The organism is Pseudomonas sp. GW821-FHT07F01, assembly GCF_059418825.1.
This window is the reverse complement of the sequence record NZ_JBWKQO010000009.1, coordinates 99,942-111,274: the sequence shown is the minus strand read 5'-3', so window position 1 is coordinate 111,274 and position 11,333 is coordinate 99,942. Positions and strand designations below refer to the sequence as shown.

The following is an 11,333-nucleotide window of genomic DNA, read 5'->3' as shown; positions in this document are numbered from 1 at the left end:
AAGGGGGCAACGGCGCGTGATGCTCAGGTTCGTCGGTTGATTCAGGCTAATCGGCGGTCGGGTCAAATCTGCAGGCTGAACCTGGCCAGCCAGACTTCCGGCTCCGTTCGGAAACCTTCTGGGGTGTTGAGGCTGCGTTGGTAGTCCAGGTCGACCTGGAGTTTTTTCCAGCTCAGGTTGAGCCCCAAGCTGGCACCGCTCAGCTGCCGGCTCCGGGCGCCGTGCTCGGCCTTGATCCAGCCGTTGTCCAGGCCCAGTCGCGGGGTGATCTTGACCGGCAGGTCGTTGTCGAGCGGCAGGCGCAGGGTGTTGCGCCATACCGCGCCAATGGCGCCGGAAGCACTGTTGATGCGATAGCCGCGCACCGCCGAATCGTCGGTGCCCAGCAGTTGTTCGATGGCCGGCAGCGGGTCCGGGCTGTACTGCGCCGAGAGCTGGCTCTGCCACTGCCAGCGCTGGGTGCCCAACTGGCCGTTGCGCCACTGGCTGAGGCCGGCGCGGTACTTGCGGAACTGCGCCTGGGGCAGGTTGCGCTGTACCTGCTGCGAGTCGCGGTCGGCGCCGAACCAGGTCAGGCCCTGGGCGTAATTGACATCCAGGTTCCACACTGCGCTGTCGAGCCAGAACAGGTTGAGCCCGGCTTCGGCCACGGTCAGGGTCGGGCTCTGGATCTGCAGGTGGGCCTTCTGCAGGTAGCTGTCCACGTCCTTGTAGGCCAGTTGCAGGCTGGCGCTGAGCTGGTGGCTCTGGTCGCGCCACAGCACCCGGTCGGCGCGGCCGCTGACCATGTCGGTACGCCCGCTGTTGTACAAGGTGGTGCGGGGCAGCTTGAGCGGCGCGCGGTATTCGGCATGGCTGGCGAACAGGCTGTAGGTCCAGTAGCCGTAGGGCACCGAGTAGAACAGGCTGCTGCTGCGGCTGTAGCGCGGGCCGTGGTTGAGGGTGTCGCTGTAGTTCAGGTTCAGCGCATCGTTGATCTGCAACGGGCTGTCGAGGTTGAGGTTGATCGACTGCCGGTCACGCCCGGTGCCGGCGCTGCCCAGGTTGTCCACCCCCAGGCCCAGGCCCCAGCGTGCGGCGCTGCTGCGCGAGCGCAGGATGATCCGCGAGGCCCCGGGCTGGCTGCCGGGGGCGATGTCGGCGGTCAGGTCCAGGGAGCGCAGGCGGTTCAGTTGATCCAGGCCCTGCTCCAGGTCCCGCAGGTACAGGGGCTTGCCGAGCATGCCCGGGAAAGCGCCGCGCAGGGACACCGGCAGGCTCTGGTCGGCCAGTTCGATGGCTTCGACGTAGCCTTCCTCTACCAGGATATCCAGGCTGTGCCCGGCCGCCGGAGTGCTGGCCAGGTAAGGGCGGCTGGCGATGTAGCCGGCCTCTACATAGAGGCGAGTGATGGCCGCCAGCAGCTGGTTGATCTGGTTGGCCCCCATGCACGGCGCGACATACGGCTTGATGTAGTCATTGAGCCGGGCCTTGTCGAACAGGCTGACGCCGCCGATGCGGGTGCCGCTCAGGGGCCAGCAGCGCTCGTCGCTGGCAGTCTGCGCAGGTTGGCTGGGGGCCGCCGGGGTGCTGCTGAAACTGCCGCGCTGCATCTGCCGCTGGCGCTGTTCCAGTTGCAGTTGTTGCAGGTCCCGTTGCTGTTGTTGCTGCAGGCGCAGGGCTTCCTGGCCCGGTTGCAGGTTATCGGCCAGGGCCGGCGTCAGGTACGTCAGGCCCAGCAGCAGTCCCAGGCACCAAGTGCTGGTGTGGGGGAGAAGGGAGCGGTCAGTGCGTAATGAATAGGGCACTTGGCATCCTTACTGTAATAAGACGAAGTGACAGACACTCGGAAAGCCGGGTATGAGGCTCAACTAGTGGCGTCGCTTTTAGTTCTGCCCTGTGAACGCTAAATACCTTCGATATCTATATCTGAGGTTCAGTGCTCAAGTGCTCGGAAGTGACAGTTCCTGAGTAAGTGCCGGATGGGTTAGTGCAAATTCAGGTATGACAAAAGGGTTGAGTGAGTTGCAGTGGAAACGTTACAGCGCAGTGCAAAATTAATTTTTCCGGGGGCGGTCAGCGGGGGGAATAGCCTGTGAAATCGAGACTATCCGAAACCCAAAAGGCTATTTGTACGTAAATTGTAAATACATAGAAGGCTAACGAAATTTGCTTGTCAGCCCTGATTGGCAAGGGGTGTGGCGCTCGGGTGAATTATTCAAAGGTAGGATGTTTGGTTGAATGGCTAACTGGATGTTTAATTCTGTAATCGTCAGTTCGTATATCAACTTGCGAGCACCAAGTGTTTTCGGCTATTTGCTCTTTCTGTTTGAGTAGTTGCTCTATTGTTGTTCTTGTTTAATCGGGCTGTTGTTGCTAGGGGATCTCCTTAGATGTCTTGGTGGTAAGAATTCTGCACTGCACCCATAGTTTCTGGTGGTGTCGCCGGTGAAATTATCGACGTATAGAAAACTATATAGCGATACTCTGGCTAGGGGATTCCCTTAGTTGCAGATTGGATGTCGCAGGTCATATCAAGTGCCTGGCACAGTGGCCGGGCACTTGATGAATGACGGTTATTGCGGGCTGGAGCGCCCGGTCATTTCCCGGGCCATCTCACTGGCATAGCTGTCGGTCATGCCGGCGATGAAATCGATCATGCGCAGGAACGAGGTATGCAACGGCCAGTTCGGGTCCGGCGCGTTATTGCCCAGCAGATCGAGGATCCGCCGGTTCTTGAACGAGGGGGTCTTGCCGCCGTGCTGTTCCAGCGCCGCGCCGCAGAAGGAGTTCAGCAGGATCTCCAGGGTGGTGTAGGCGCCGATCTCGTGCAGGGTCTTGCGCTTGTCCTGGAAGATCTTGCGTCGCGCCACATCCTTGGCATTGAGTACGCAACGCTTGGCCGGACCATGCATGTGCTCCACTAGGTCGCCGTGCAGGGTGCCGGCCAGCAGGGCGTCCTGCTGTTCGACAAAGGCCCGGGCGGCGGCGTTGGTCAGGTGCTCGATGGCCTTGCCCCGCAGGATCGCCAGGCGTCGCCGGCGCGAATCGCTGGGGCCCAGCTGGCGATAGGTTTCCGGCAGGTCGTCGCCCACCAGGCCGAGTAGCAGCGCCTCGACTTCGGCGTACTCCAGCAGGTCCATCTCCAGGCCGTCCTCAAGGTCGATCAGGGCATAGCAGATGTCGTCCGCCGCTTCCATCAGGTACACCAGCGGGTGCCGGGCCCAGCGCTGGTCTTCCAGCTGGGGCAGGCCCAACTTGTGGGCGATCTGTTCCAGCAGCGGCAGCTCGCTCTGGTAGCAGCCGAACTTGTGCTTCTTGTAGCCCAGGGAGTCGGCATGGCGCGCGGTCCAGGGGTACTTGAGGTAGGTGCCGAGGGTGGCGTAGGTGAGCCGGGTGCCGCCATCGAACTGGTGGTATTCGAGCTGGGTGAGCACCCGGAAGCCCTGGGCGTTGCCTTCGAAGTTGAGGAAGTCCTGGCGTTCGGCCTCGCTCATCGCATCCAGCCAGCCCCGCCCGGCGGCTTGCTGGAACCAGTGGCGGATGGCGTCTTCCCCGGAGTGGCCGAAGGGCGGGTTGCCGATGTCGTGGGCCAGGCAGGCCGATTGCACCACCATCCCCAGGTCGCTGGGCTCACACCAATCGGGCAGGGCGCTGCGCAGGGTCTCGCCGACGCGCATGCCCAGGGAACGACCTACACAGCTGACTTCCAGGGAGTGGGTCAGGCGGGTGTGGATATGGTCGTTGCTGGACACCGGGTGCACCTGGGTCTTGCGCCCCAGGCGGCGGAAGGCACCGGAGAAGATGATGCGGTCGTGGTCTTTGTGGAAAGGGCTACGGCCGAGTTCTTCCGGGCTGTGCACTGGCTTTCCGAGGCGTTCGCGGTTGAGCAGGGTCTGCCAATCCAAGGCGGGTCTCTCCGAAAAAAACTGAAGGGCAGAGCTTCCGGTTTCTCGGGCGTGGCCGCAAGAGGCGCATGGTCTGCGCTTGTGTCGACGCCTTCGCTGGCAAGCCAGCTCCTGCACGGAAATGGCATGGCCTGCGGCCCACCTGTAGGAGCCGGCTTGCCGGCGAAAGGGCCCGCAGTTCGTGCATCCATCGTGGCGCTGCGTTCGCCGGCAAACGGGACGGGGTTACAGGCCGGCCGCGTCGATGTCGATCAGCAGCAGGCGCTGGCCGTTGTCGAAAAACTGCCCGGCGGTCAGGCAATACTGGTTGCTGGTGGCGTCGCGGTAGGTGTTGGACAGGGTCAGGCGTCGCTCCTCCCAGCCTTCGGCCAGCAGGTGATAGAAGTACGGGCGCCAGGACCAGTTGTGGCCAACGTAGCTGCTGTCGGCCTGCCAGCTGTTGTGGCGCCATTCCAGGTTCGGGGTCAGTTGGGTGCCATGGCGGTCGCACTGATAGAAACGCAGTAGCCAGGGAAAGGCCTCGACCCGGGGCAGTTGGCTGATGGGCGCCTGGGCCTGGGCCCAGGCCTGCAGCAGGTTCATCAGTTCGGCCAGTTGCAGGCGCATGCGCATCAGCCGGTTGCGTTCGGCCAGCTTGTGCCGCACGTAGCGCTCGCGCAGGCGGGCGAAGGGCTGGACGAAGGCATCGCTGGGGTAAAACTGTTGCTCGGCCTGGGCAAACAGGAAGCCCTGTACATAGCGCGAGCCGCACTCCAGGGCGAAATCCAGTTCGGCTTCGGTTTCCACACCTTCGGCGATGATCCAGCAGCCGGTCTTCTCCGCCATCTGCGCCAGGGCCTTGACCACGTCGCTGCTGGGGCCACCCCGGGCCGCGGCCTGGAACAGGCGCATGTCGAGCTTGAGGATGTCCGGTTGCAGGGCCAGCACCCGGTCCAGTTGCGAGTAGCCGGCGCCGAAGTCGTCGATGGCGATCCGTGCTCCGGCCTGGCGATAGCGCTCCACCACTTCGCTGAGGCGTTGGCTGTTGCCCCCCAGTTCAGTGATCTCGAACACGATGCGCCGCGGGTCTACGCGGTTCTGCTGCAATTGCTTGAGGCTGGGCAAGGGCTGCCCGGGGCGCAGGCGGCTGATCCATCGGGGGGAAATGTTCAGGCTCAGGAACCAGTCCGCGGGTGCCTCGTGCAGGCGCCGCAGGGCGTCGTCGCGGATCAGCCGGTCAAGGCGGCGCAGGGCGCTGGAGGGGGTTCGAGGATCGGCGAACAGCGGCCCCACGGACGCCAGTTGGCCATTGTCCTGGCGCAGGCGGCCCAGGGCTTCGACCCCGGCGATACGCCCGGTGGCGGTGTCGATGAAGGGCTGGAAGCAGGCGAGCGGTTGCCCGTCGATCACAGGGCCTCCTTACAAGAGTCTGGGTGGAGTAGGGCCGTGGCTGACGGGTAGGCGGCCACGAACCGGCCCCTGGGTAAAGGGGCCGATCCGGGTTGCTTAGCAAGAATGCAGCCAGATAGCGCCGCTCAGGATTTGCGCGAGGAGCCTTGCATCACCAGCTTGATCAGCGGCACCAGCGTGGTGCCCAGGCGAACCAGGCGTGTGAGGCCGCCGGCGCCGCCGCTCTTGGCACCCTTGCCGGTGATGAAGCCCAGGAGCGTCACCACTGCCACGCCCCAGAGCGGGGCGTGCTTGATGCCCAAGCCTTCCTGCCAGCTCTGCCCCAGGCCGCGGACCCGTTGCAGGGGTTGCAGCAGTTGCTGGGACTCGTGACGGATTTCCTGGCGGTGCATTTCCATGCGCAGGCGGATCAGTACCTTGCGCATTTCCCGGCGTGAAGTGTTCTGCGGGACTTCAGGCAGTTTCATGGCAGGAGGCGCTCCCGATCATTGGCCAACTCTTCGAGGGTGGCGTGGAAAGGTGAGGATTCATCGAAGATCGCTGCCTTGAGGCGCAATCCGCAGAAGATCGCCGCCAGGGTGTAGAACACGCACAGGCCGATGATTCCAGCCAGGCGATAGCTGTCCCACAACAGGATCAGCACCAGTGCCGACAGCCCCACCAGCAACAGCAGGGCGAACACCAGGGCCAGCCCGGCGAATAGCAGCAGGCTCACGGTGCGTGCTTTCTGCTCCTGCAACTCGATGCCGAACAGCTCGACATGGCTGTGCAGCAGCCCCAGGACCGCCGCCCCCAGGCGCCGCGAAGACGCGCTCGGGCCGCTGCCGGACGAAGTGGATTCGCCGATAGCCATATCAGCGCCGCGTCGCCAGGAGGCCGATCAGGAAGCCCACGCCGGCGGCGATGCCCACCGATTGCCAAGGGTTGCTCTGCACATAGTCCTCGGCGGCGGTGACCGCTGCCTGGCCCCGCTGGCGCAGGGAGTCTTCGGTCAGTTGCAGGGTCTCCCGGGCCTTGAGCAGGCTGTCGTGGATCTGCTCGCGCAACTCGTCGGCCTGGTCGCCGGCCAGGGTCGCGGTGTGTTCCAGCAGACGCTCCGTGTCACTGACCAGTGCCTGAAAATCCGCCATCAGTACTTCTTGAGCCGTCTTTGCCGTTTTGCTGGCCATGGTTCCATCTCCGTTAGTTGCTTGTGTGAGCTATGAGTGTGAGCCCTGGGCGAAGGTTCACTGCAATTGTCTGGTACAGCTTTTGCTTTGTCCTGGTGCGCCAGGCCCCGGGCCTGCGCCGAAAACGAGCGAGGGTCGCGCTGTAGCCCGCGTAAACCCTGGCCAAGAAAACCATAACCTCAGGTCAGTCCTCACCCCGTGGTTTGTCGTGCCGCCCCCGGCGCGCCAAAACGGTTCACCGAATGCGTGCAATGGCGCGCCCGGGAGCCAACTTGGTGCAAGGAGCGGGGCGCCCTGCCAGGGAACGGCTGGCCGATTTCGGATCTGCCTACTCCATGGAAAATCTGCAAAGCGCTGTGGACACCCTGGTCCACGGTTCCAACACCCTGTTCATCCTGATCGGGGCGGTCATGGTCCTGGCCATGCACGCCGGCTTTGCCTTCCTCGAAGTCGGCACCGTCCGGCAGAAGAACCAGGTCAATGCGCTGTCGAAGATCCTCAGCGACTTCGCCGTCTCGACCCTGGCCTATTTCTTTATAGGCTATTGGATCTCCTACGGCGTGAGCTTCCTGCAACCGGCGGCGGTGATCAGTGCCGATCACGGCTACGGCCTGGTGAAGTTCTTCTTCCTGCTGACCTTCGCCGCGGCGATCCCGGCGATTATCTCCGGTGGCATCGCCGAGCGCGCGCGTTTTGTGCCGCAATTGTGCGCCACGGTGCTGATCGTGGCCTTTGTCTACCCGTTTTTCGAAGGGCTGGTGTGGAACGGCAACTTAGGGGTGCAGGCCTGGTTGCAGCAGCGCTTTGGTGCCGGCTTCCATGACTTTGCCGGCTCGGTGGTGGTGCACGCCATGGGAGGCTGGCTGGCCCTGGCCGCGGTGCTGTTGCTGGGGCCGCGCAATGGCCGCTATCGCGACGGCAAGCTGGTGGCGTTCGCGCCGTCGAGCATTCCGTTCCTGGCCCTGGGCTCGTGGATCCTGATTGTCGGCTGGTTCGGCTTCAACGTCATGAGCGCCCAGACCTTGCAGGGCGTCAGCGGGCTGGTGGCGGTGAACTCGCTGATGGCCATGGTGGGCGGTACGGTGGCGGCGCTGATCGTCGGCCGCAACGACCCGGGCTTCCTGCATAACGGCCCGCTGGCCGGGCTGGTGGCGATCTGCGCCGGCTCGGACCTGATGCACCCGGTGGGCGCCTTGATCACCGGTGCCATTGCCGGAGCGCTGTTCGTCTGGTGCTTCATCGCCGCGCAGAGCCAATGGAAGATCGACGACGTGCTCGGGGTCTGGCCGTTGCATGGCCTGTGCGGTGTATGGGGCGGCATTGCCTGCGGGATCTTTGGCCAGAGTGCCCTGGGCGGCCTGGGTGGGGTCAGCCTGGTCAGCCAGTTGATCGGCACCGGCCTCGGGGTGGCGGTGGCGCTGCTGGGCGGCCTGGCCGTGTATGGGGTGATCAAGGCGGTCTGCGGGCTGCGCCTGACCCAGGAACAGGAGTACTACGGCGCCGACCTGTCGCTGCACAAGATCGGCGCGGTGAGCCAGGACTGAGACGACGCCCCTGGTATTGATGACCCTGGGCGCACGTCGCCCGGGGTTTGGTCTGGGTGGCTTCAACCGGCTTGCAGGCGTGCTTCGCAAGCCTCGATGGCCGCTTGCGGGCCGGACACCAGCACCCGGTCGCCGGCTTGCAGGCGCGGGCTGGGGTTCAGCGGCAGGTCGTTGCCATCGCGTTGCACCCCGCGTATATCCACGCCCAGTGCCTCCAGGCCCAACTCCTGCAATGGCCGGTTGCAGGCGTAGGCATCGGCGTCGAGGCTGACCGCGTGCATCTGCACCGCCGGCGGTTCGCGGTTGTCCTGGGCGCTGTTCTGGGTGCCGTGATAGAAGCCGTGCAACAGTTGGTAGCGGCTGTGGCGCACTTCATCCACGGTGCGCTGCACTCGCTGCTCCGGCAGGCCGAGCATGATCAGGGCATGGGAGGCGAGCATCAGGCTCGACTCCAGCAGTTCGGGCACCACTTCGTTGGCGCCGGCGGCCTTGAGTTCCGCCAACTGGCTGTCATCGCGGGTGCGCACCAGGATCGGCACCGTGCGGTCCAGGCGCCGCGCCGTCTTGAGCACCGTCAGCGCGATATCGCTCTTGTCCACTGCGATCACCAGCAGCCGCGCCCGTTCCAGGCCGACTGCGGCCAGGAGGTCGCCGCGCCGGCAGTCGCCGTAGTGCACGCAGCTTTCTCCCGCAGACGCTTCCTGGACCCGCACCGGATCATCGTCCAGGGCGATGTAGCGCAGTTGCTCGTGGCGCAGGAAGCGGCCAATGGACTGGCCGACCCGACCATACCCGCAAATCAGTACATGGCCTTGCAGCTCGGCGTTCTGCGCGCTGATTTCCTCCAGTTGCGCGGCCTGGTTGGGCTTGCGGTGCAGGCGGGCGGTGATGACCGGCGCCGCTCGCAGCAACAGCGGGGTTACCAGCATCGAGCAGAAGGTGGCGGCCAGCAGCAGGCTGCTGATGTCGGGCGGGATCATCTGGCTGAGCTGCATCTGCGCCATCAGGGCGAAGCAGAATTCACCGCCCTGGGCCAGGGCCAGGCCGCTGCGCCAGGCGGTTTCGCCATCGCTGCCGCGCAGCTTGAGCAGGGTCGCCACCACCGAACCCTTGATCAGCAGCAGGGCCAGGGTCAGGCCGGTGATCAGCAGGGCATGGTCGATGAACAGTTGCAGGTCGATGAGCATGCCGATGCTGACGAAGAACAGCCCCAGCAGAATGTCGCGGAACGGGCGGATGTCGGCCTCGATCTGATGCCGGTAATGGCTTTCCCCCAGCAGCATGCCGGCGAGGAAGGCCCCCAGGGCCGGTGACAGGCCCAGCAGGTGGGTGAGCCAGGCGGTGAGCAGGACGATCACCAGGGCCAGCAGCACAAAGAGTTCGGCGGAGTGCGAAGCGGCCACTTCATGGAACAGCCGCGGCAACAGCCAGCGGCTGGCCAGCAGCAGGCCGACGAACAGCACCACGGTCTTGCCCAGGGTCGCCGGCAGGGCCCAGTACCAGGCGTGCTCGCTGCTGCCGGCGAAGACCGGCACCAGGGTCAGCAACAGCACCGCCACCACGTCCTGGAACAGCAGCACGCCAATGGCGTTCTGCCCGTGGCTGCTGAAGATCTCGCCAAGGCTGGTCAGTTCCTTGCTGACGATAGCGGTGGAGGACAGGGCCAGCCCGGTACCGAGCATCAGCGCTGCGGTCAGGGGCATGCCGAACAGGGCCAGGAGGACCCCGAGGATCAAGCCGGTGCACAGCACTTGCAGGCTGCCCAGGCCAAACACCACGTGGCGCAGGGCAAGCATCTTCGACAAGGAGAACTCCAGGCCCAGGGAGAACAGCAGGAATACCACCCCCAGTTCTGCCAGGTCGGGCAGGTCCTCACTGTCGTTGACCCAGTCCAGCGCAGTGGGGCCGACCATCAGGCCCACCGACAGATAGCCCAGCACCGGGGGCAGGCTCAGGCGCCGGAACAGCGCAATCACCACCAGCGAGGAGGCAAGAATGATCAGCAGATTGGCAAACAACGGGCATCTCCGGACAGGGGGCGGGCAAGGCAAAGCCTAGAGGCAAAAAAAGGCGCGAGGATTACCCGGGCCGCAGAGAGTGACGCTGATTCAGGTCATTGTTTGTCGAGAATGTCTCATATTCATGAGCCTTCGCTATGCTCAGAAATTGTCGATAAAGGCGGTGCCCGGGTGACGGGGTTATCCACAGGACCCTGCCAGTGAGGTGTCGGAGAGGTGTATGGAGCGTCTGTATTCACTGCAAGGGTTGCGGGGCGCCGCGGTGTTGGGCGTGGTGCTGTTCCACATGATGTCGGTGGAAATCAAGTATTCGGGCGGTGACATCCTGCTGCCGGTCATGCTGAATTTCTTCCAGCTCGGGGTCGACCTGTTCTTTGTCATCAGCGGCTTCGTGATGGTCATCGTCAGTCGTGGGCGCTTTCAGAAAACCGTCGAGACCCAGCGCTTCCTGTTCAACCGCCTGTCCCGGATTTACCCCACCTACTGGCTGTATTTCTTCATCACCCTGGGGGTGTATCTGTGGCAGCCGGCGCTGGTGAACAGCTCCCACGGCGGCTCCAACCTGTGGATGTCCTTCCTGCTGCTGCCCAATGACCGGGTGCTGCTGGTGATGGTGGCCTGGTCGCTGCTGTTCGAGCTGTGGTTCTACCTGATGTTCACCCTGTTCCTGTTCTTCAAGGAAAAGCGCCTGCCGCTGATCCTGCTGCTGTGGGCGGTGGCGCTGGTGGTGTTCAACCTGCTGCAGAACTGGCAGGACTATTCCCCGGCGCTTAAGATCATCCTCCATCCCTACGCCCTGGAGTTCATTGCCGGCAGTGCCCTGGCGCTGTTCTTCTACGGACCCCATAGCGCCAGGGTGCCGACGGCGCTGGTCTGGGTCGCGCTGGCGGCGGCTCTGCTGGTGGGGTTTCCGCTGATCTACGCCTACCAGCTGTTCTTCACCGAGGGCTTGCCGAGGATGCTCGCGGTGGGCCTGACCTTCGGTACCCTGACCCTGTCCCTGGCCTTGCTGGAGCGGCGGCAACTGATCCGTATGCCAGGGTTTCTTACAGCCACCGGTGATATGTCCTACACCATCTATCTATCCCACTTACTGGTGCTGGGGGTCGTCGGCCGGGCCTGGCAGGTGATCGGCGCCTGGCCCGAGAGCTATGTGGATAACCTGGCCTTCATCGTGCTGATGATGACGGCGGTGGTCTGCTATGGCTGGGTTGGCTATCACTTTTATGAAAAGCCGATCCTCGATCGTGCCACGGCCTACTGCAAGCGCCGGTTCAGTACCGCCCCCCGTCGCAAACACTACGATCCGGTGTAGCCGTCCGGTCC

General features: G+C 63.9%; 9 protein-coding genes. 2 read left to right on the top strand and 7 right to left on the bottom strand.

Translation table 11 applies throughout. From position 1 onward, the window contains the following. Positions 1 to 62: 62 nt before the first annotated feature. From AC07R1_RS29070 to AC07R1_RS29045, 6 genes are all read right to left on the bottom strand, one after another. Entirely contained in the window at positions 63 to 1,787 is a 1,725-nt protein-coding gene (locus AC07R1_RS29070; RefSeq protein WP_495111189.1) for a ShlB/FhaC/HecB family hemolysin secretion/activation protein, read from the bottom strand. Between the two features lie 768 nt (positions 1,788 to 2,555). After that, a complete protein-coding gene (locus tag AC07R1_RS29065; protein WP_011062510.1) occupies positions 2,556 to 3,887 on the bottom strand; it encodes a deoxyguanosinetriphosphate triphosphohydrolase in 1,332 nt (443 codons plus the stop codon). Between the two features lie 225 nt (positions 3,888 to 4,112). Further along, entirely contained in the window at positions 4,113 to 5,276 is a 1,164-nt protein-coding gene (locus tag AC07R1_RS29060; protein ID WP_011062509.1) for an EAL domain-containing protein, read from the bottom strand. A gap of 125 nt (positions 5,277 to 5,401) precedes the next feature. Further along, positions 5,402 to 5,743 carry a hypothetical protein gene (locus AC07R1_RS29055; protein ID WP_011062508.1) on the bottom strand — a complete coding sequence of 114 codons (342 nt, stop codon included), beginning with the start codon at positions 5,741 to 5,743 and terminating at the stop codon, positions 5,402 to 5,404. Continuing rightward, a complete protein-coding gene (locus AC07R1_RS29050) occupies positions 5,740 to 6,129 on the bottom strand; it encodes a phage holin family protein (protein WP_011062507.1) in 390 nt (129 codons plus the stop codon). The genes AC07R1_RS29055 and AC07R1_RS29050 overlap by 4 nt, the downstream gene beginning before the upstream one ends. 1 nt (position 6,130) lies before the next feature. After that, entirely contained in the window at positions 6,131 to 6,445 is a 315-nt protein-coding gene (locus AC07R1_RS29045) for an ElaB/YgaM/YqjD family protein (RefSeq protein WP_011062506.1), read from the bottom strand. Positions 6,446 to 6,780: 335 nt separating this feature from the next. Here AC07R1_RS29045 and AC07R1_RS29040 point away from each other — a divergent pair, with 335 nt between their 5' ends. Next, on the top strand, positions 6,781 to 7,989 hold the full coding sequence (locus AC07R1_RS29040) for an ammonium transporter (protein ID WP_072442875.1): 1,209 nt from the start codon (positions 6,781 to 6,783) through the stop codon (positions 7,987 to 7,989). A gap of 62 nt (positions 7,990 to 8,051) precedes the next feature. On the opposite strand, the gene AC07R1_RS29035 is transcribed toward AC07R1_RS29040, so the two are convergent. Then, positions 8,052 to 10,007, bottom strand: a complete 1,956-nt coding sequence (locus tag AC07R1_RS29035) for a monovalent cation:proton antiporter-2 (CPA2) family protein (RefSeq protein ID WP_495111188.1) — start codon at positions 10,005 to 10,007, stop codon at positions 8,052 to 8,054. 220 nt (positions 10,008 to 10,227) lie between these two features. Between AC07R1_RS29035 and AC07R1_RS29030 the strand changes: the two genes are divergently transcribed. Next, positions 10,228 to 11,322 (top strand): acyltransferase family protein, encoded by a 1,095-nt coding sequence (locus AC07R1_RS29030; protein WP_041119367.1) that lies wholly within the window; start codon positions 10,228 to 10,230, stop codon positions 11,320 to 11,322. Positions 11,323 to 11,333: the final 11 nt, after the last annotated feature.

Bases quoted from the DNA above. Each gene is read 5' to 3' on its own strand.
- AC07R1_RS29050 (WP_011062507.1), bottom strand. From the start codon at position 6,129: ATGGCTATCGGCGAATCCACTTCGTCCGGCAGCGGCCCGAGCGCGTCT.
- AC07R1_RS29055 (WP_011062508.1), bottom strand. From the start codon at position 5,743: ATGAAACTGCCTGAAGTCCCGCAGAACACTTCACGCCGGGAAATGCGC.
- AC07R1_RS29045 (WP_011062506.1), bottom strand. From the start codon at position 6,445: ATGGCCAGCAAAACGGCAAAGACGGCTCAAGAAGTACTGATGGCGGAT.
- AC07R1_RS29040 (WP_072442875.1), top strand. From the start codon at position 6,781: ATGGAAAATCTGCAAAGCGCTGTGGACACCCTGGTCCACGGTTCCAAC.
- AC07R1_RS29030 (WP_041119367.1), top strand. From the start codon at position 10,228: ATGGAGCGTCTGTATTCACTGCAAGGGTTGCGGGGCGCCGCGGTGTTG.